Here is a 19,433-nt window from a genome sequence, read left to right as displayed (position 1 = left end):
AGTGTTAAATTGAAGATCAGAGCCGTTAAGATTATCGACGGGGCTGCGCCAATAATATCCTGCCAATCCGAGATTAGCCAAATAAAACTGGTGTCCAAACGGCCTCTGAATGGCGAAGAAATCCGGGATATTTTCCGGATGATATCAGACAAACAAATTACTTTACAGCTGATTACTGTTCATATAACACAAATAGTCTTTTCCGTACCCTGTTTAATGGCAGGCGCTGTTATGGACCTATTTAGCCAATCTGAATACCGCATTAATGCCATTAATGATTGCGCGGAAGTCAATATTTCCGGCGTGCAGGTCAGTGATGTGCCGCAGATCACTGGGAAAATTATTGAAACGCTAAGTTCCTTGAACGTTGCGATCCTCCACTTAACTACTTCCCAATCCTCCGTGTCGGTTTTGGTGGAGCAAGCGCATTTACCTGCAGCAAGAAACACTATTCATGCTGCACTGCACTTATTTTGAGATTATATGAAAAAGCGGATTTGACGAAGAATACGGTAAAACGTTCTTCGTTCAAACCCGCTTTTCAGGAGGGAAGATTTAGATAATTCGTTTACGATGCATCGAGAAAAAATCTTTGTAATTTTTGCTCAATAGAACACCATGATCGTTTGGCAAAAATTATGGGGATCGATTTCGATTTTGCAGTCAGCTTTGCCTGCCGCATCGTATTGTGATTGAGCCTATCAACTAATACCAAAACTAACTCTACCGCACAGGAAATCTGTGACTTTCTCCCTGAAACTGCTTTCCGCCCGCTGATGTGCTGAATTTCCGTTATTCCCATAGCGGATAATCGGTCGGCAATCTCGCCCAAATAATCAGCACCAACAATCAAAATTCTCATCACAACACCTCCCGCCATTTGTAGAAGAAATCGACAAGACGCATTAAGTTATTCACTCTCATATGGATCACTTTCAAAAAAGCATGAAGGCTGGAGTGAAGTATCACTCCAGCCTTCAGCAATCTGATCAGCCGATAAGAAAATTATAACGTGTCGGACACAGCTTCAAGCGCTTTCTCAATTCTGACTAACGCCTCAAGTAAAACACTGCGTTGAGTAGCAAGATTAATCCGGGCAAAACCTTCACCTTGACGGCCAAATGTTTTACCAGAGTTTAAGCCAACCTTAGCTTTTTGTACAAGAAAGTCATCCAGTTCCTTTGCATTCGAGAAGTATGCTCTAAAATCCAGCCAAGCTAAATAAGTACCCTCTGGTTTAACTACTTTGACTTTAGGCAATCGTTTCTCCGTAAAGTCAACTAGAGTATCTGCATTTTTTTCAAGATACTCGAGCAATCCATCCAGCCATGCATCACCCTCTGCATAAGCGGTTTCAGAGGCAAGTACGCCGAAAAGGTTGTTGCGGTTTAGATGCAGTCTGTTAATTTCAGCCTTGATCAAAGCACGCCTACGCTTGCAAGGTACCACAATAAACGAGAGATTAAGACCCGCGACATTAAAGGTTTTACTGGCTGCCATAAAGGTAACGCTTTGCTTGCATACAGGTGTACCCAGTGAAGCAAACACTGTATGCTTGTGTTCACTGTAGACCAGGTCACTGTGTATTTCATCAGACAGTACGTCTACATTATACTTTTGGCATAACTCATATACTTTACTCAGCTCTGCCCTAGTCCATACACGGCCGACCGGATTATGCGGACTGCAGAACAACAGCAGCTTATTTTTAGGGTCTGCCAGCTTTTGTTCTAAATCGTCATAATCGATCTCATATCGGCCATTGTTCTCGATAAGAGGATTTTCAACAATTTCGCGCTGATTGTCTTTTATCGAGTCAAAAAAGGGCGGATAGACCGGCGGCTGGATAATAACACCGTCGCCAGGCTCGGATAGTGCCAGAATCGAAAGAACGATTGAGGGAACTACGCCAGGCGCGAGTAAAATCCAGTCTTGCTCAATTTCCCAGTTATGCCGCCGCTTAACCCAGTTGATAAATGCTTGATAAAGCGACGCCTCCTGGGTGTTATAGGCATAGATCGGGTGGCTGGCCCGCTCAATCAGCTTTCTTGTTACAGCTTCCGGTGAAGCAAAGTCCATATCAGCGATCCAAAGAGGCAACACATCAGCACTGCCAAAGACGGTGTCTACCGCATCCCACTTACGGCTGCCCGTGCCTTTACGAGGAATTATCTGATTAAAGTCAAAATTTGCATCGAAGTCTGCCATAATGTATTTTCCTCACTTCGTTTCACTTTGTAGTAGGCGTTTGTAATATGAATGAGCCGTATACAAGGCTGCCACTGGATTATGACCTGTCATTCTGTCTTTGGTAACAAGTGTGGTAACCAAGGCATCGGAATATTTTATAAACAGAGAATCATGTCCGACGCATAGCCCGACAACCACGTTCAGATCGGTTTTGTGGTAGTTAAGAATACGGGCCTGCAGTATCGGATTACACATGGATTCGTGGCTTCCTGGCCGAATCTTGTGTTCTTCCAGCACGCCAATATCTGTCTTGTCGACTGAGCCGACTTTGCAGATGACGCTATAATACTCGAAGCCTTTGGCAGTCAAAATATCAGCGAAAATTTTAGCTTCCTCAATCAGTCCGGCACAAGTGGCGATGCCAATTTTCTTAGCGCCGATGCGTTTGGCAAATTCAATAATTTCTTCAACACGGGTTAATTTGCCATAAAACAGCCCCTCTACCTGAGCTGATGCCCTGGCGATCACTGCATCCTCGTCATCACCCTGTAACTGCTGCTTGATTTCTTCAATATCCTTAGTAATCTCGTGTTCCGCATTATCTTTCGTAGTCAGGCAAAATCCAGGGAACTGACTGCTCCGGGTGCGGCAGTTATACACATTGCAATCGGTGCAGGATAATTGTTCTAAAGACTTTTTAATGCTCATAAAAATTCCTCCATTTTCCATATGAAGTAGTAGTAATCTCTGCAAATACCTGTTTAGTAAACTGTCTGGTGTTTCCTCTTTGCGTTGATCGGCAAGTAGATTGGCGGCATTTAAATGTTATATTCGGTAAAGGAGATATAGCGCGATAAAAATTGCTTGGTTCGCTCTTTTTGCGGCCTGCTTAAAATTTCCATCGGCGGCCCCTGCTCAACAATGACGCCGCTATCCATAAATATAATGTTGTCAGCCACATCACGGGCAAAGCCAATTTCGTGCGTTACTACAACTAAAGTAGCATTGACTTCCTGCGCTACTTTTTTCATTACCTCAAGCACTTCCCCTACCAATTCCGGGTCTAATGACGAAGTCGGTTCATCGAATAAAATGACGTCGGGGTTTAAGGCCAGGGCGCGTGCGATGCCGATACGTTGCTGTTGACCCCCTGATAATTCATGGGGATAGGCATCGGATTTGTGCGCAAGACCAACTTTATCCAAATAATGTATTGCTTTTTCCCGGGCTTGCGCCTTCGACAGTTTTTTCACCACCGTCAGGCCTTCTGTAATGTTTTGTAAAGCCGTTTTGTTTTTGAATAAGTTATACATTTGAAACACCATGGCAGTTCGCTGACGGATGGCGTGAATATCCGCTTTTGACGCCGTTTCCACATTGATATGCAGGTCGTCTAAAATAATTTCCCCGCGGTCAGCTTTTTCCAAGAAGTTGACCGACCGCAGCAGCGTCGTTTTTCCCGACCCGCTCGGTCCCAATATTACAGTAACAGATCCTGTCGGGATGGTGCAACTAATTCCTTTTAATACTTCATTCCTGCCAAACGCCTTATGAATATCTCTAAATTCGATCATATACTGGCTCCTTTCCGAAAAAAGCCGACTTTGCGCTCGGCGGCTAAAAAGAGTCTTTCAAAAACAAGACTCATGCCCCAATACATGGACGCTACCACCAAATACGTTTCTAAATAGCGGTAATGCTCAGCACTGGCTATTTTCGCCCCGCCTAACAGTTCAATGACTGTGATCGTAAAAACAATGGACGTGCTTTTAATCAATCCCAAAAATTGATTGGCCACCATCGGCATGGCTACTACGGCAGCCTGGCGGAAAACAATGCGATAAAAGCCCTCAAACCAGGTCATGCCGATTGACAGCGCGGCTTCCATTTGTCCTTTATCGACAGCCAGCAGGGCTGCACGAAAGATTTCCGCCAGATAAGCCCCTGTATGTAAAGTAAGTCCTAAAATAGCGAACGCCATAGCCGGCACATGTTGGTAGCCGGTATCGATGCCGGTTTCCTTGGTAAACGCCATAAGCAGTACCGGCAATCCAAAATAAACAATATATAGCATAACCATCGTCGGAATAGCCCTGCCCATCAGCAAATAAATACGGACCAGTTGTCTGAGACCAGGCAGGTTGCGCAGCAACACTACGGCGCAGGTCAAGCCAAGTACACTAGCCAATAACATGCTAACGATGGCGAGGAACAACGTGACCGGCACATACTTTAGCAAACTAAAAAAAGTCTCCAGCATAAACGAAAACTCAATGACATTACTCATACAAACGGTCTTCCTTTCCGTAAAAAGGCAATAGCCGTGGCGGCCGTCACCTGCACGCCGGTTTTCAAGGCTTCATCCGCTGCCTTGAATTTAGGGCTGTGCGCCGGTTCAACCTGCTGTTTCGGATCGTCGTTGACGCCCAAACGGAAAAAGACGGACGGCACAGCTTTGGCAAAGCGATAAAAGTTTTCCGAACCGTTATTCGGAAACTTGGCAATCAACACATTCTTTCGTCCGACGGAGCTAGCCGCCGCCTCAATAAAAATATCGGTTAGGGCCGGATCATTGTAAACAGCGCCTGAGCCAAGCCGAAATGCAGCAGTTCCCTTGACACCTGTAATAATTTCCTGCGCACCTAAGATGGTCGTGATATGTTCGTGAATTTCCTCACGCAATGCGCTGTTTTGCGTTCTAATTGTTCCTATAATCGTCACTTCTTTAGGAATGATATTGCCTCGTTCGCCGCCGTGAATGCTGCCGACCGTAATCACCGCTGGCTCAAGATGATTAATCCTGCGGCCCGGAATCGTCTGCAATTCCACAATCAGCTTCGCCGCCGCCAAAATGATATCCTCTGTTTGGTGCGGCGCGGAAGCATGCCCGCCGCGCCCGGTCAGATATATGGTAAATTGACTGGCAGCCAGCATAACTTCTTCCGCCTTGACTTGCACCTGGCCAACGGGAATATCCTCGGAAACATGCGCCGCCAAAAAAGCAGTCACAGTCGGATTCTCCAGCACTCCAAAGTCAAGAATCTCCTGTGCACCGCCGCCTATCTCCTCCGCTGGCTGGAAAACCAGCTTGATGGTACCGGCAAAGTGCTCTTTCAATTTTGTCAAGACATAGGCAGTTCCCAATAAATTAACCGTGTGGATATCGTGCCCACAGGCATGCATAACGCCGTCGCGCTTGGACGCATAGTTGATCCTGGTATCTTCTTGGATCGGCAACGCATCCATGTCAGCGCGAATGCCGATACTATTGTTCCCGTCAAGTGCCCCCTTGACCATCGCGATGACCGCTGTACTGCCGGGTACCCGCGTATGCTCAATGTCCCAAGCTGCAAGTGCCTTTTCCACCAAGGCGGCCGTTTCATATTCCTGGTTGCTCAGTTCAGGATTAGCATGGATCGTATGGCGAAAGGAAACCAGTTCATCATAGATCGCCTCCGTCGCCGCCTTGATCATCGCCTGTAAGTCGCTCATCTAAACACACCACTCATCATCAAGAATTTAGTTAATAATGGTTACCCGCTTGCTCTCCAGCAGCGCTGCCGCCTTGCTGACCAACAGTACCAAAAAGATATAAACAATCGCCACATCAAGATACAGTTCCAAACTGCGATGGCTGTTAGCCCCCAGCAGGTCCGCTTTGCGCATCATATCGACAACACCGACATTAAAAACCAGCGACGTTTCCTTGATCGTCGAAATGACCGTGTTGCAAAGTGCCGGAACAGCAATGCTGAACGCCTGTGGCAAAATGATGCGAGTATGAGCCGGTACCGGTCCCATTCCCACAGAATAAGCGGCTTCCAGCTGCCCCTTATCAACCGCCAGAATCGCACTGCGCAAGATTTCCGCGCTATAGGCGCCGACATGCAGGGAAAAGACAATAAACACATAAAACAATGGCGGTATTTCACGGACGCCCTGATAACCGACTTTCTGCATCAGCTCAGGTAAACCAAAGTAAGCCAAAAACAGTTGGACTAGAAACGGCGTTCCGCGGATAAAGGAAATATAAACAGCAACGGCTTTGCCAAGCACTGTAACTTTGCCAATTCTGATTAATGCAGCAATCGTGCCGATAAAAAAACCAATGGCTATACCCACAACTGTAATGATCAATGTCGTATCTACATAAGACAAAACAATGGGGAAGGAACGCAGCATATAGCCGAAATCAAAATAGCTGCCCACAACATATCCCCCTTCCGGCTACTTAGGAATGACTGTATAATCTGCCCCTAAAAATTGTTCTGACAGTTTTTTCAGTGTACCGTCGGCTTTCATTTCTTTTACCGTCGCATCAATCTTATCCGCTAATTGCTGCCCGTCAGCGTCTTTACGCAAAATGAAATAGGTAGGCACGCTGGAAATGACTTTACCGACTGATTTCACGTCAAGTCCCAGTGTTTTCTTGGCCTCCTTGACTGCCACTTCATAGTCGGCGCTGGCGTCTGCGCGCCCTGTCGATACCAAGTTCAGCGACTCGGCAGAGCCTTTATCGGTGTAGATCAAGTTTATTTTCGGTTCAGCCGTCTCGTTATATTTTTTTACTACTCTTGCCACCTCGCTGGTTGGCGTCAACACCATCGTTTTGCCTCGCAAATCATCTAATGTACTGATATCGTTACGGTCGCCCCGGGTTGTGATTTTCGTAATCGTGTAGTTATTGATTTCTTTGGTAAAGGCATATTTTGCGGCACGTTCTTCATTTCTCCCCATTTGGTTAGCGATGATATCGACTTGATTGGAAGTCAGAGCAACAAATGCGCTTTCAATGCTCATCGTCTTAAAATCAAACTTGATATCCTTATTGCGCTTTTGCACCTCTTTGAGAATTTCAATATCATAACCGGTCAACTGACCCTTGTCATCCATATAGGTAAAGGGCTTGAACGTCCCCCTGGTCGCTACATAGTAGGTCTTTGCATTCCCTTCCGTTTTGGACGCTTTGTTGCTCGAGCCGCAACCAACTGTTAATGCCAGACCGGTAAATAGAGAAATCGCCACCACTGCAGAAAGCCATTTTCTTGTTGTCATTTTACTCATTCTCCCTCACTTTGTTTTGGTCATTTCATTTTCACAGACACTGTACGTTTGCCTCCAGCTTCCTTTAGATTCCGCCTCGTGGCGGACACCCTTACCCTTAGCTAACGGTAGGCACTCGCCAGCCCCCGTTAGGACTTTCACCCAAGAGATGACGCCCTGGGCGTACAGCAAAAGGCTGGGGTGAAAGTTCACTCCAGCCTTCAGGGTTCTGATCAGCCAGAAAAGGACTTAGTATTATTTTAGTTTTCCACCTTCGACGACGATATCTTCCGGATTGACGGAATCACCATACACAGGTTTTAAAGTCGCATCATAGGCCTTATGAATAAACTTTTCTTTGCCTAAGGTCTCCAGCTCTTGGTTAATCCAGTCAAGAAGTTCTTTGTTGCCTTTCTTGACGGCAGGTGCTATCGTGTCCAGGCTTCCTAACGTCGGAACCCCGACAGTAAAGCCTGCATTTGTTCTTGCCCAAGCAAACAATAAGGTATTATCCTGAGATAACGCAACGCCGCGTTTGTCTTTTAACGCTTCAAATGCTTGTGTGATTTGATCGAATTTCAACAGTTCCACATCAGGATGATTTTTGGTGAAATACGTTTCAGCGGTTGTGCCCTTAATTACAATAAGCTTTTTGCCCTTTAATTGATCAACCGAGGTAATTGGTGCATTGGTTGGTGAAACTATGCCGAGAGAAACTTTCATATAAGGGTTGGCAAAATCAACTTTTTGCTTTCTTTCTTCGGTAACAGTAAAGTTGGCTAAAATGATGTCAACCTTATTGGTTTGCAAATACTCTACTCTGCTGGCAGGTTCAAGCAGTACGAACTCTACTTTGGATTCATCCCCCAACAGATCTTTAGCAAATCGTTTGGCAATATACACATCATATCCCTGATTCTTGCCATTAGCGTCAACAAAGCCGAAGGGAGGTTTGTCACCAAAAATACCGATTTTTACAGTTCCGCGTTTTTTAATTTCCTCAACAGAACTTTTATTCGCTGATTGAGAAACCGACTCTTTTTTATCAGTTTTAGTGCTCGCGTTTGAACTGCAACCGGCTAATACCCCTAGTACTATTACCATCACTACACTAAGGACTACTGCCAGAAACTTTTTGCTGTTTTTCATAAATACACTTCCTTCTTTCTAGTATTCCTCACAGCCTTCAGTATTTCTGATCAGCTATTCTTGATGCAATTAACTTTATTTTAGTTTTCCGCCTTCGACGACAATCGATTCCGGATCGATAGATTCACTATACGCAGGCTTTAAGGTTGCATCATAGGCTTTATGAATAAACTTTTCTTTGCCTAAGGTCTCCAACTCTTGATTAATCCAGTCAAGAAGTTCTTTATTGCCTTTTTTGACGGCAGGTGCTATCGTGTCCAGGCTACCCAGGCTTTGCACCCCAACGTTAAAGCCTGCATTTTCCTTTGCCCAAGCAAACAATAACGTATTGTCATGAGCTAAGGCAACGCCGCGTTTGTCCTTTAGAGCCGCAAAGGCTTCGGTATTGTGATCATACTTCAGTAGCTCAATGTCTGGGTGATTCTTTGTGAAATATAGTTCCGCAGTTGTTCCTTTGTTAACAATTAGCTTTTTGCCTTTTAATTGATCAACCGAAGTAATCGGTGCTCCTGACGGGGATACGATACCAAGCGCAACTTTCATGTACGGATTGGCAAAATCCACTTTCTGCTTTCTTTCATCTGTTACAGTAAAGTTGGCTAAAATAATATCAACTTTATTTGACAGTAAATACTCAACACGACTAGCTGCCTCAACCAATACAAATTCCACCTTAGATTCATCGCCTAGAAGGTCTTTGGCAAATCGCTTAGCAATATACACGTCAAAGCCTTGGTTTTTTCCATTGGCATCGACAAATCCAAAAGGAGGTTTGTCGCTGAATACACCGATTTTAATAGTGCCGCGTTTCTTTATTTCATCGAGCGTGCTCTGGTTAGCTGGTTTTGCAGTTTCCTGTTTCGTAGTTGAATTGGAACCGCAGCCCGCTAACACCCCGGCTAATAATAATACACTGAATAATAGCGCTAAACCTTTTTTCAAGTTCACATCTTCCCTTCATTGATCTTTTAGTACTGAAATATATTCAAAAATTGCTGAGCACGTTCTGTTTGGGGCCGTATAAAGAACTCATCAGGTTCGGCAATCTCACATATTTTGCCCGAATCGATAAAGACGATCCGGTCGGCAACTGCCTTTGCAAAGCCCATTTCGTGCGTCACAATCATCATTGTCATTCCCTGTTTAGCAAGCCCTACGATGACATCCAATACCTCTCGTACCATTTCCGGGTCGAGGGAAGCAGTCACCTCGTCAAAGAGCATCATTTGTGGATTCATACACAAGGCTCTCACAATAGCAATGCGTTGCTTCTGTCCGCCAGAAAGTTGGCGCGGATAGGAGTCCTTACGATCAAGCAGGCCCACTCTATCGAGCAACTCTTGAACCTGCTTCAGCACTTCCTCTTTTTGTCTCTTTTGTACTTGCAGTGGGCCCAGCAAGATGTTTTCCATAACAGTCATGTGGGGAAATAGTTCATAGTTCTGGAATACCATGCCGATTTGCTGACGAACTTCCTGCCAATTCACATTCTTATCGGTAAGGCTCTTGCCTGCAAAGCGAATATCCCCACCTTGAATTGGTTCAAGACCATTGAGACATCGCAGCAGTGTGCTTTTTCCGCAGCCTGATGGACCTAAGACAACAACTACCTCACCTTTTTCGACAGTAAGAGTAATGTCTTCTAAAACCGACATCTCGCCAAAGCGTTTATGCAATCCCTGTATTTCAAGCAATACCTGTTTGTCCTTCGCACAGCCCGTAAGACCCCGCCCTCTTAGGTCGGGGATTAACTGGCTGTAGCTCGAAGTAAATTCGACTAAAGCTTCAGACGGAGTTAAAACTCCATCTGAATCAAGTCTACATTTATCTGTCATAGTAACCACAACGCCTCCCTACCTCTCCCATTTCGTTTCAAGTCTTTTTGCCAATATGGAAAGAGGATAACAAATAATAAAATAGAGAATGAAGATCAGCCCATAGACCCAAAAAGAAGCAGCAGGCGCTTTCAGAACTGATCGTTCAATAATTTGTTGACCGACTTTAACGACATCGATGACCCCAATCATAACAACCAGAGAAGTGGTCTTGACCATCCGGGTTGACAAGTTGATCGCGCCTGGCAACAAGCGGCGTACGGCCTGAGGTATGAGTATGAACCGGTATAGCTGCCAAAAACTAAGCCCCAGCGCCTTGCCTGATTCAATTTGGTGTCTGGGTAAAGACTCCAGCGCTCCCCTTACAATATCGCCCATTTCAGCAGCGCCCCACAAACTAAAGATCAGGATCGCTACCACTTCACCAGCCAGATGGATGTCAAATACATTGGTAACACCAAAGTAAATGAGGAATAGCCATACCAGAATGGGGATTATACGGAATGCTTCCAGATAGAGCCGGAAGATAAACCTCACCACCCTGACCTTAGAGGTCCGAACTAAACCAACGATGATCCCCAGAATAGAACTAATAATCACCGAGACAAAGGCAATCTGTGCGGTAATCAATAAACCGCCTAGCAATCGTTCTGCGTTAAGTCCTTCACGAAGCACGTCAATTCCCGAATTCAGCATACCGCACCCTCCTTTCTAGCCAGCTTAAAAAGAGAGATAATGGCAAAATCAGGATGAGATAAGCAACCACCAGCATTAGCAAGGACTCAAACGTTTGATAATACATACCGATTAGATCTTGCGTTACATGCATCAGGTCTGGTAGCGCAATTGCTCCAACAATAGAAGTTTCTTTTAGTAAGAAAATACAGTTTGCGCCTAATGATGGCAGAGTTACAGAAAATGCTTGCGGTAGGATGACATGCCGGACTAGCTGCATCTTGGACAACCCGATACTAAGTCCTGATTCAATTTGGGACTTACTCACCGATTCGATGCCGCCGCGGAAGGCTTCCGCCATATAGCTACCGCCTAAAAAAGTCAACCCAATGATTGCACAAACTTGCTCGCTAAGGGTAATTCCTATTTTGGGAAGGCCGTAGTATAAAAAGAATAATTGAATGAGCAACGGCGTATTGCGAGAAAGCTCGATATAGCCTCGAACCACTCGATCCAATCCCTTGACCTTAGAGTAGAGGATCACACTACAAAATAAGCCGAGCAGTAAAGACGACAGTATCCCCCAAAGTGCAAGCTTTAGCGTAAGCCATGCCGCCTTTTCATATAATGGCAAACTGGTCAAAACAAATTCCCAGTTAATATTCATGGTTCTAACTCTCCTTAATCGAGTGAACTAGCAATGCAAACAAAAAAGACCAAGTCTTCCCCGAGAGGAAAATTTGGCCTTCAGTATCTCTGATCAGCACACTGTATGTAGTTCCATTTGTAGAGTATACACGACCATGTGGCGGGTGTCAAGAAGAGAAATTACAGACCGTTGATAAACGCCCATCTGGGTTGGCACCCGCAAGAGGTATGCCGCCAACTCCATTGAAAAGGACGTTCAGGTGTCGCGAAGGCTATGATGGACGAGAGCACGAAGAGCGCCAAAGAGCCGAGAGTTGCGCAATAGGCCCGCCGCCCCATTGCTAGCTACTCTCTAGTACGCGTCGCTGCTGGGCGGCGGGCCTATTCGACCTAAATCGCTTAGCGCCTTGATTATGTATTAAATATTATGGCAACTTATAACGCGAGAAATCATATTATGTTTCAGGGGAATATCCCCAATTAGTAAAGGAGGCTGCTTCGTGAGTAGAAAATATCGTCCGGACAATTGGGATGATCCTGAACTAATTGACTGGGATGACGAAGCCAGCAGGAGCGATGACCGGCAAGTAATTATTGGAGCCGGATTCGGATTCGGATTCTGCTTCCCGCGTCAGTTCTGCTTCCCGCGTCAGTTCTGCTTCCCGCGTCAATTCTGTTTCCCGCGTCAGTTCTGCTTCCCACGTCAGTTCTGCTTCCCACGTCAGTTCTGCTTCCCACGTCAGTTCTGCTTCCCGCGTCAATTTTGTTTTCCTCGGAGAACATGTTTTCCGCGCCCCTGTTTCCCGACCTAACCCCCACGACTCAATTAAATCAGGCCGCATATTTAGAGCGATCCCGGAAGTACAACTTTCCGGGATCGCTCCGTCTATGACTCCGTTTTACCGACTTACATAGCCATGAAATCAGCAAAACTAAACGTCGGCTGTGCGATTCGTTCTGAGTATTCAACCTCTGTTTGACGCAGTACAAGATTGCCCAGCACTCCGGCATGGCGGATGTCGCCTACACACAACACGCCGCGCACGACTCTATCCCGCATAACTACTTTGCGATAACAGCTTCCTTTGTGAAAGGTGATGACATCATCATTAGCGTTACCCTCGATATCCCCTATCGAAACAATGGGCATTCCCGCTATTTCCACCGAGTTTAGAGCAGCCCCGTCGATACGGATTGCTTTGACTCCCGCCATATTACGAGCAGCGATTAGCCCCTGTTCTACAGCTTCCGGCCAAATTGCCGGAACAACCGGCAGACCTGAGAGAGTATCAACAACTTCGGCCACATCACCGGCGGCAAAAATGCTCTCTTCTGAAGTCTGCATGAACTCGTTAACGACGATTCCTCGTTCCACGTTAATCCCTGCCGTTCGAGCCAGTTCGACATTGGCTCTGACGCCAACCGCCATAATCACAAGATCGCAGGCAAGATTCTGTCCGTCGACTCGTATCCCGCAAACTTTACCATCAGGCGTCTGTTCGATACGCTCAACGCTGGTTCCTAGTGCAAGTTTTACACCCTTTTCTTGCACTTGAGTTGCGATCAGTCCAGAGGCTAACTCATCAAGCTGGCGCGGCAAGATTCTAGGCAGCTTCTCCACCACGGTAACTGATAAGCCACGCACTGCCAGTGCTAGCGCTGTCTTCATCCCAATCAAGCCAGCACCAACAACGACTGCTGATTTTGCACTATTTGCGGCGGCGATAATGTTCCTTGCCTGTTGAAGAGTCCATACGGCATGGATTCCGGTCGCATTCGCGCCTTCGACCGGGGGGATAACCGGAGTTGACCCGGTAGCCAATAACAGTTTGTTATAAGCGATCCTTTCACCTGACGCCAATTCAATGTCCTTGTGTTTTGGGTCAATTGAGACTACTCTTTGTCCCATTTTACAAGTAATACGGGCTGAATTGAACTGTTCAGCGGATTGTAAAACTGAATCTGATTCATCGTATTTCCCAGCAATAATATCAGGCAAATCAATACGACTATAAAAATAATCCACTTCTTCGGTAACGACCGTTATTGGGACGGCAGGATTCAGATGGCGCAGTTCATTAGCCGCAGCTGCGCCTGCTGCCCCCTGGCCTATAATGATATACATCCGATCGCCTCCGTTTCTATTTCGCGGCGGCTGCTGTTTCAGCCAGAGCCTGCGGCAAATGCCCCCATTCTGACAGGGGGAGCAACTGGCCTTGCAGTGTGATCGCCGGGACATAGGCCGCTTCGCTAATCTCCACATAGGTTGTTATTCCCTGCGCTAAAAAGCCGATAGCCGTGGCCAGTGGCTTACTGTGAGTAATCTCAGGCATAATGGCAAATACGGGCAAACCCTGATCCGCTGCCGCGCGGGCGATTAATAGAAACTCGCCGGCATCATGACAAGAGCCGACATACAGTACTGGTGAGACTTCTTCAGGCAATACCGCCTTCCAAACTTCCGAGGCCCCTGCTTGGCACATATTGGCTTTAGCCAGTGCAACCCCAGCACAGCCGGCGGTAACCACAAAATAGCCATCTTCGCTAAGATTCTTAGCAAGCTTCACAATGGCAGCATCCTGGGTATTGACAATGCTGCCGCAGCCACCTAGATAAACAATACCATTCACGACGCCTTTTGCGTAGCCTTTAGCAAGAGCAGTCAAAGTGGGTGCAAAGCTTGCATGGCCACTAACTGCCATTTCTATCTTATAGTCTGGAATATCCACCACTTTACCTGCTCTGCGAGTAAATCCCGCAGCAGCCTTTAGCAGTGCTTGGTCGGCCGCCTCACTATCAGTTAGCGTTGACGCGCCGACGACAGCGACACCCATTCTCCCTGCCAAAGTAATCACAGCAGGCATGACGCATTGGTCGCCAACTACGAGCAGGTCGACCGCGCCTGAAAGTAGCGGAGTTTCTTGCGAGTCATAGTTTGTAACAACAGGAAGAGGGGTGCTTCCGCTGGCTTCGCCACCACACATTCCAATCAAATTGACAGGGTCTGACTGTTTCATCGCTGCCGCCGTCAACAGCGACGTCACTCTCGGTGGGATATGGCCGTGTAGCAATATATTGATGGAATTGGCCTGCAAAACTCCAAGGTTGGCAGCGGTTACCGATGACTGTTCTCTTCCCTTGATGCCGTTGATCGCTGATAACGCCTGAACAACCGTATCGCCGATTTCAGCATAGCGTTTGGTATAATCAGTTGGCGCAACCATCGTGTCACTGTTCTGAAGAACCGATTTTAAAACCACCTTTTCGGTAACAGCACCAAATTCTTCTGCCAGGTTGACTAGCGCTGCAGCCCCGCTGACAGCCTTCTTCAGGAAAAATCCTGCCGTCAAATCCTGCTGATTGCGGCCGCAAATACTGTATTGTTCGTTTTCATCAAATGGATTCACTCGGCATGGTCCCTCATAGCAGTCGGTGCAGCAGATTCCTATTCTCCCGAAGCCGCATTGTGGTTGCATGGCATCTGCACGGTCCCATGCTAAATCAGTCTGACTGCGATGCGCTTTGACGATTAGCTTATTAACGGCTGCGTCAGCAGACTTTTTACGTATTTCTTTCATTCTAGTCATCCCCCCGCACGTAATCTAGACCGATAACACCAATGCCCGATTCTGCCGCACTTCTGACATGGACAGCCAGCATCTGTTTCCTGCTTAGCCGAACCTTTTCGTAATCGTTTTCGTCACCATAGATCAGCGCTTTGGTCGGACATGACGCGACACAGGCCGGCTCTTCCATATGCATGCAAGCATCGCACTTCTGCGCCACCTTGAAATCTTTCAGCGGCGTCACCACGCCAAACGGGCAGGACATTACGCACATCCAGCAGGCCCGGCATTTGGATTGATCGATAAACGTGATTCCCGTCTCGACATCCCGCTGCATAGCTCCAGACGGGCATGCCTTCAAACAGGCAGCATCCTGACAGTGTCGGCATTGGATTGGGAAGCTCGAGCCGGTCGGTCCGTATACTCCGACTCGCGCAACTGGTCTCGGCATCTCCAATACAGCTGCCGCAAGGGTTTTCGTCACTGAGTTCCGCTCGACAGCGCACTGCAGCTCACAGGTCTTGCAACCCAAACATTTCTGGCTGTCAATCCACACGCGTTTCATACTCTTTCCTCCATTCCTCGTAGGCTGTTCACCGTCAGGCAACTCGAATCCCCCAAAGGCACATGATCTCTTCCAGCAGAGCCGCAGCCCGTCCGGGATTGAATACTCCGCACTGGCAAGGCTTTGCCAGCTCCTGTGCCGCTTCGTTGATAGTTCGGCGGCCTTCCTTAATATCCTCAATCACTTTCTTCACTAAGCTGAATGGCACCATGCCATGACCGCACATAGTGCTTACCCGAAGAATATCCTCATCCGGCAATCGCTCGGTTTTGCCCCAAACGCCCAACGAGGCTTCGCACGTATGTCTGTTAATGCCTGCCTGCCGGCAGCATTCATGCGTGTCATCAAGCAGACCGGAAACGATGACAGATACGCCGAGGTCGGCGTCTTTTATCGCCTTGAGCGCCTTGATGAATGCCTCGCGATTATCAAAAACACCGTGCACGATAGATGTGTCCTTAGCACTAGCGATAATCGTCTCTTCTGAGGTAATGAAGTAATTGCCTGTTTTCATATCGCCAAAGTTGACGGGGTTAAATTCGCGGACGATTTCGAGGAAGCGCCTCAGTTTAACGTTAGAATCAATCTCATTGATCCCCTTTGCCGACATAGCGAAAATGACAAAGTCATTTTTTAGGTTCTCGGCAGTCCCCCGCCGATGCAATGTATGACTCATTGCTTTACCTCCTCAAAAAAGGGCTTGCCTAATCCGACGTTGGTCTTGCCATTGATAGTTGGGCTGACCCCTGCTTTCCGGGCTAAGTCAAAAGCGGGCACGGTATCACCAGGGTGAACCTTGCAAGTTAAGTCGAAACTACAGACGGTAGATAGTTCTTGCGCCACTTTCCGGACTGCTCCGATAACGTCCTGCACCCTATCGAGCGGGACTGTCATCTCAATGATGGCTGATAACACTTTCTCGTCCATGACTTCCGGGTTCATCTTACCGGTATTTTTGTCTGCCATCAGACCTGTTAGCGGATTCTTGGGTTCAAAGTGTATGTCGCCCAACGAGGAAAGAGCCATGGCTACCTTTTCAATATCGGTAAACCTAGCGCCTGTACCCGGACGGCCCATCTCCACAGCCATGCCTGCCTCGCCCCATTTGAACCGTCCTGTCACATCATTGGTTTTCATCTCCTCTGTGCCGCGACCGGGAATCCTCGTTTCCTTGTGTTCCACCAAGGGATTGCTGAAGGTGCTCCGCACAGAACGCGGCCACTCCGGCTTAGGCTCATAGAGGGCTTCACCCGGACAAACCTCTGCCCGGAAGCATACACCGCAGTCTACGCATTCGTGCTGATCAACCTGTGCGCACACTCTGCCCCGTGCGTCACGGGTAAAGCTGATGGCTCCCATTGTACAGTAGGCACGGCAGCGACCGCAGCCTAAGCATTTACTTTCGTCAACTTTCACGATTCCACTCCTTTCTGGTTGTGTTTCATTTTAGCGATTTTCAACGATGCTCGTTGACTATGATAAACCTTTTGCAAATACCATGCCGACACCAAAAACAATTTGAACAAAAAAAATAAAATCAGGTGCGCTCCCCGATTTTATCTATATTGTTAGATTATTCACATTATTATCATGTGCCGCCCCGTATGTTTCTGGCGACTCTTTTTGTTTCGAATTATTTCATACTGTTTTAATTTATTTCATACTATTTCATCTTGTTTCACTAGGTTAGCTAAATTTTTCCACTATCAGCTACCTCGATGCCAAGTTGTTTAATACGCCGCCACAAGGTAGTCCTGCTTATTCCTAGCGAAGCCGCCGTTTTACCATAGTGATAGTCAGTTGCCTCCAACGTCTGCAGCAAAATCTCTTTCTTTCTGCTGTTTTTGCATAGGTCCATTGTTAACAGGGAAGACTGAGCGGTCTTGACGTTGCTTGCTTTCCGGGGCAGTACTTCGTATAGATCCTCTGGCCGGATAACGCCCGTGTTGTTTAGCACCGCCAAGCGCTCAGCGATGTTACGCAATTCCCGTACATTTCCCGGCCAAGTGTACTCCAACAATACCGTAATGGCCTCCTTGCTTATCTGACGAAAGGGCCTGTCAGGATGGGGATAGTATAGCTTCAGAAAGTGGCAAATCAAGGGACTAATATCTTCCTGACGATCCCGCAGTGGCGGTAGCGTCAGGCGCAGTACGTCAACCCGGTAGTACAGATCTTCCCGAAACAACTTTTGCCGCATCATGCCATTTAGGTCGCGGTTTGTCGCAGCAATTACCCTGACATCGATCGGAATGACCTTGCTGTCTCCGAGGCGCATGATTTCGCGTTCCTGAAGCACGCGCAGCAGACGGCCCTGTAGGCCGGGTGAAATCTCCGACACTTCATCAAGGAAAATGGTTCCGCCATGCGCCAGCTCAAATAAGCCCACCTTTCCACCACGCACCGCTCCGGTGAACGCACCCTCTGCATAACCAAACAGCTCGCTCTCCAGCAGACTTTCCGGCAAAGCAGCGCAGTTAACCGCCACGAACGGCCCCTTGGCCCGGCAAGACGCATTATGGATACTTTGTGTAAATACCTCTTTCCCGGTTCCAGACTCGCCGACGATTAACACATTGGAGTCGACCCGACTAAATTTGTGTGCAACCGCAATCGCCTTTTTAATTGCTGGACTATCGCCGAGAACATCTTTAAAGGTCAATTTGGCCACAAGTCCGCGGGCGTAAATCTTTTGCCGTATCTTGCCCTCCAATTCCTGAATGACAGTCGCCGGCTGAAAAGTAGCCACAGCACCCACAATTTGATCGTTAATAAGAACAGGTACCCGGTTCACGGCGACCTGGTGACTGTTAAGGGTTTCAATACCGCCAAGTTCAGGTCGTCCTGACTGCAGTACCCGGCTCAGGCCAAGGTGAGGAAAGATTTGACCGGACGGGTAACCTAGCACATTAGCGTGAGCTTCTGTCAGCTTGAGGGCAGCCGCATTGATGAGATTTATCTTGCCAGCATCATCGACTGCAATAATGCCGTCAGTGGAGTACTCCAGTATTGCCCGAAATTGCTCGCCGCGTTCTTGCTCTTGCCGCCGCACCTGAGCCATCCGCTTAGCCTCGCGAAAAGCCTGATAAATGGCTTCTCTGCCGGTTTGAATAAAGACGGCGTGCATTCCTAGTCTTTCTGCTATCTGTGTTGACATGACGCCCCCGGCTACAACACCAATGCCTAACTGTTTCAATTTAGCAATACTAGGTTCAGCATCTTCTTCTGTTTGAACTTCAATGACAGTCTGTTCGATTCCAAGAATCTCCTCGAGGCCCATAGCGCCGTAGATCATGTCATGAGAACCGGCAATGGCGATTCGATCCTCTGGATATAGTCGCTGACACTCGCGCACCGCCCGCATAATATCATAGCCCGTCACCTGCAGATCAACTACCGGCATATCTGAATTCAGACGCTTTAAGGCCGCCGCCGTTACGCCACGAGCGACACAAATGTCAGAAGCCTGATCCCAGTCGCAGCCGATTTCCCGGACTCCGGTGACCAGCACGACATCAAGCTGCCAAGAACCGTCATCCATTTCTGCGAAGATTGTTTTGACTAACTCACCTAATGCGAGGTACGGAACGAAGAAAGTTATTTTCCCCATATGTTCTCCCGCCTCAAAAGTTTAGAAAGCACCGTTCGCTTGTCCCGGCGCCTTGTGACTATAACAATCCGGACGCAAGCCCGGGCTGAAGCTCACATGACTTCTTGATTCTACCATACTGACGATTAATCCTCCGTTTCTATCCAACGATA

General features: G+C 47.5%; 21 protein-coding genes. 1 reads left to right on the top strand and 20 read right to left on the bottom strand.

Features of this window, described 5'->3' with window-relative positions; all coding sequences use genetic code 11:
* Positions 1–9 precede the first annotated feature (9 nt).
* Complete coding sequence (locus tag AXX12_RS17220) at positions 10–477, top strand: ACT domain-containing protein (RefSeq protein WP_066245416.1); 468 nt, start codon at positions 10–12, stop codon at positions 475–477.
* A gap of 91 nt (positions 478–568) precedes the next feature.
* Here the strand turns inward: AXX12_RS17220 and AXX12_RS17215 are convergent, their stop codons facing one another.
* The 20 genes from AXX12_RS17215 to AXX12_RS17120 form a co-directional block, all read right to left on the bottom strand.
* Entirely contained in the window at positions 569–862 is a 294-nt protein-coding gene (locus AXX12_RS17215; RefSeq protein ID WP_066245414.1) for a DUF2325 domain-containing protein, read from the bottom strand.
* A gap of 143 nt (positions 863–1,005) precedes the next feature.
* Positions 1,006–2,208 carry a MalY/PatB family protein gene (locus AXX12_RS17210; RefSeq protein ID WP_066245412.1) on the bottom strand — a complete coding sequence of 401 codons (1,203 nt, stop codon included), beginning with the start codon at positions 2,206–2,208 and terminating at the stop codon, positions 1,006–1,008.
* A 12-nt stretch (positions 2,209–2,220) separates the two neighbouring features.
* Entirely contained in the window at positions 2,221–2,898 is a 678-nt protein-coding gene (locus tag AXX12_RS17205; protein WP_082816958.1) for a DUF1847 domain-containing protein, read from the bottom strand.
* Positions 2,899–3,008: 110 nt separating this feature from the next.
* Entirely contained in the window at positions 3,009–3,764 is a 756-nt protein-coding gene (locus AXX12_RS17200; protein WP_066245410.1) for an amino acid ABC transporter ATP-binding protein, read from the bottom strand.
* Positions 3,761–4,477 (bottom strand): amino acid ABC transporter permease, encoded by a 717-nt coding sequence (locus tag AXX12_RS17195; RefSeq protein WP_066245408.1) that lies wholly within the window; start codon positions 4,475–4,477, stop codon positions 3,761–3,763. Before AXX12_RS17195 ends, AXX12_RS17200 begins: the two co-directional genes overlap by 4 nt.
* Positions 4,474–5,682: a M20 metallopeptidase family protein gene (locus tag AXX12_RS17190; RefSeq protein WP_066245404.1), complete on the bottom strand. Its 1,209-nt coding sequence runs from the start codon at positions 5,680–5,682 to the stop codon at positions 4,474–4,476. Before AXX12_RS17190 ends, AXX12_RS17195 begins: the two co-directional genes overlap by 4 nt.
* 27 nt (positions 5,683–5,709) lie before the next feature.
* Positions 5,710–6,399, bottom strand: a complete 690-nt coding sequence (locus tag AXX12_RS17185; RefSeq protein ID WP_066245403.1) for an amino acid ABC transporter permease — start codon at positions 6,397–6,399, stop codon at positions 5,710–5,712.
* A gap of 18 nt (positions 6,400–6,417) precedes the next feature.
* Positions 6,418–7,245 carry a transporter substrate-binding domain-containing protein gene (locus tag AXX12_RS17180; RefSeq protein WP_066245401.1) on the bottom strand — a complete coding sequence of 276 codons (828 nt, stop codon included), beginning with the start codon at positions 7,243–7,245 and terminating at the stop codon, positions 6,418–6,420.
* Positions 7,246–7,488: 243 nt separating this feature from the next.
* A complete protein-coding gene (locus AXX12_RS17175) occupies positions 7,489–8,382 on the bottom strand; it encodes a cysteine ABC transporter substrate-binding protein (RefSeq protein WP_066245399.1) in 894 nt (297 codons plus the stop codon).
* 75 nt (positions 8,383–8,457) lie between these two features.
* Positions 8,458–9,330 carry a cysteine ABC transporter substrate-binding protein gene (locus AXX12_RS17170; protein ID WP_066245396.1) on the bottom strand — a complete coding sequence of 291 codons (873 nt, stop codon included), beginning with the start codon at positions 9,328–9,330 and terminating at the stop codon, positions 8,458–8,460.
* Between the two features lie 20 nt (positions 9,331–9,350).
* Positions 9,351–10,037: an amino acid ABC transporter ATP-binding protein gene (locus AXX12_RS17165; RefSeq protein ID WP_269448417.1), complete on the bottom strand. Its 687-nt coding sequence runs from the start codon at positions 10,035–10,037 to the stop codon at positions 9,351–9,353.
* Between the two features lie 198 nt (positions 10,038–10,235).
* Positions 10,236–10,913, bottom strand: coding sequence for an amino acid ABC transporter permease (locus tag AXX12_RS17160; protein ID WP_066245394.1), 678 nt, complete (start codon positions 10,911–10,913; stop codon positions 10,236–10,238).
* Positions 10,894–11,559 carry an amino acid ABC transporter permease gene (locus tag AXX12_RS17155; protein ID WP_066245391.1) on the bottom strand — a complete coding sequence of 222 codons (666 nt, stop codon included), beginning with the start codon at positions 11,557–11,559 and terminating at the stop codon, positions 10,894–10,896. The genes AXX12_RS17160 and AXX12_RS17155 overlap by 20 nt, the downstream gene beginning before the upstream one ends.
* 523 nt (positions 11,560–12,082) lie before the next feature.
* The gene (locus tag AXX12_RS19490) at positions 12,083–12,301 is read right to left on the bottom strand and encodes a hypothetical protein (protein WP_066245390.1); all 219 of its coding nucleotides are present in this window, start codon (positions 12,299–12,301) and stop codon (positions 12,083–12,085) included.
* A gap of 146 nt (positions 12,302–12,447) precedes the next feature.
* Complete coding sequence (locus tag AXX12_RS17145; RefSeq protein WP_066245387.1) at positions 12,448–13,665, bottom strand: NAD(P)/FAD-dependent oxidoreductase; 1,218 nt, start codon at positions 13,663–13,665, stop codon at positions 12,448–12,450.
* A 16-nt stretch (positions 13,666–13,681) separates the two neighbouring features.
* On the bottom strand, positions 13,682–15,118 hold the full coding sequence (locus AXX12_RS17140) for an anaerobic carbon-monoxide dehydrogenase catalytic subunit (RefSeq protein WP_066245385.1): 1,437 nt from the start codon (positions 15,116–15,118) through the stop codon (positions 13,682–13,684).
* Position 15,119: 1 nt separating this feature from the next.
* Positions 15,120–15,671, bottom strand: coding sequence for a 4Fe-4S dicluster domain-containing protein (locus AXX12_RS17135; RefSeq protein WP_066245382.1), 552 nt, complete (start codon positions 15,669–15,671; stop codon positions 15,120–15,122).
* 34 nt (positions 15,672–15,705) lie between these two features.
* Positions 15,706–16,347: a hypothetical protein gene (locus tag AXX12_RS17130; protein ID WP_066245380.1), complete on the bottom strand. Its 642-nt coding sequence runs from the start codon at positions 16,345–16,347 to the stop codon at positions 15,706–15,708.
* On the bottom strand, positions 16,344–17,087 hold the full coding sequence (locus AXX12_RS17125; RefSeq protein WP_066245378.1) for a 4Fe-4S binding protein: 744 nt from the start codon (positions 17,085–17,087) through the stop codon (positions 16,344–16,346). The genes AXX12_RS17130 and AXX12_RS17125 overlap by 4 nt, the downstream gene beginning before the upstream one ends.
* Positions 17,088–17,361: 274 nt before the next feature.
* Positions 17,362–19,281, bottom strand: coding sequence for a sigma 54-interacting transcriptional regulator (locus AXX12_RS17120; protein ID WP_066245376.1), 1,920 nt, complete (start codon positions 19,279–19,281; stop codon positions 17,362–17,364).
* Between the last annotated feature and the right edge of the window lie 152 nt (positions 19,282–19,433).

The organism is Anaerosporomusa subterranea (assembly GCF_001611555.1).
Lineage (GTDB): Bacteria > Bacillota > Negativicutes > Sporomusales > Acetonemataceae > Anaerosporomusa > Anaerosporomusa subterranea.
The sequence above is the reverse complement of the archived record's forward strand: the minus strand, read 5'-3'. Positions and strand labels throughout refer to the sequence as shown.

What these genes read in the sequence shown, in the direction of transcription:
- AXX12_RS17215 (WP_066245414.1), bottom strand. Translation starts at nt 862, where the DNA reads ATGAGAATTTTGATTGTTGGTGCTGATTATTTGGGCGAGATTGCCGAC.
- AXX12_RS17210 (WP_066245412.1), bottom strand. Translation starts at nt 2,208, where the DNA reads ATGGCAGACTTCGATGCAAATTTTGACTTTAATCAGATAATTCCTCGT.
- AXX12_RS17205 (WP_082816958.1), bottom strand. Translation starts at nt 2,898, where the DNA reads ATGAGCATTAAAAAGTCTTTAGAACAATTATCCTGCACCGATTGCAAT.
- AXX12_RS17200 (WP_066245410.1), bottom strand. Translation starts at nt 3,764, where the DNA reads ATGATCGAATTTAGAGATATTCATAAGGCGTTTGGCAGGAATGAAGTA.
- AXX12_RS17195 (WP_066245408.1), bottom strand. Translation starts at nt 4,477, where the DNA reads ATGAGTAATGTCATTGAGTTTTCGTTTATGCTGGAGACTTTTTTTAGT.
- AXX12_RS17190 (WP_066245404.1), bottom strand. Translation starts at nt 5,682, where the DNA reads ATGAGCGACTTACAGGCGATGATCAAGGCGGCGACGGAGGCGATCTAT.
- AXX12_RS17180 (WP_066245401.1), bottom strand. Translation starts at nt 7,245, where the DNA reads ATGACAACAAGAAAATGGCTTTCTGCAGTGGTGGCGATTTCTCTATTT.
- AXX12_RS17175 (WP_066245399.1), bottom strand. Translation starts at nt 8,382, where the DNA reads ATGAAAAACAGCAAAAAGTTTCTGGCAGTAGTCCTTAGTGTAGTGATG.
- AXX12_RS17165 (WP_269448417.1), bottom strand. Translation starts at nt 10,037, where the DNA reads ATGTCGGTTTTAGAAGACATTACTCTTACTGTCGAAAAAGGTGAGGTA.
- AXX12_RS17160 (WP_066245394.1), bottom strand. Translation starts at nt 10,913, where the DNA reads ATGCTGAATTCGGGAATTGACGTGCTTCGTGAAGGACTTAACGCAGAA.
- AXX12_RS17155 (WP_066245391.1), bottom strand. Translation starts at nt 11,559, where the DNA reads ATGAATATTAACTGGGAATTTGTTTTGACCAGTTTGCCATTATATGAA.
- AXX12_RS17145 (WP_066245387.1), bottom strand. Translation starts at nt 13,665, where the DNA reads ATGTATATCATTATAGGCCAGGGGGCAGCAGGCGCAGCTGCGGCTAAT.
- AXX12_RS17140 (WP_066245385.1), bottom strand. Translation starts at nt 15,118, where the DNA reads ATGAAAGAAATACGTAAAAAGTCTGCTGACGCAGCCGTTAATAAGCTA.
- AXX12_RS17135 (WP_066245382.1), bottom strand. Translation starts at nt 15,671, where the DNA reads ATGAAACGCGTGTGGATTGACAGCCAGAAATGTTTGGGTTGCAAGACC.
- AXX12_RS17130 (WP_066245380.1), bottom strand. Translation starts at nt 16,347, where the DNA reads ATGAGTCATACATTGCATCGGCGGGGGACTGCCGAGAACCTAAAAAAT.
- AXX12_RS17120 (WP_066245376.1), bottom strand. Translation starts at nt 19,281, where the DNA reads ATGGGGAAAATAACTTTCTTCGTTCCGTACCTCGCATTAGGTGAGTTA.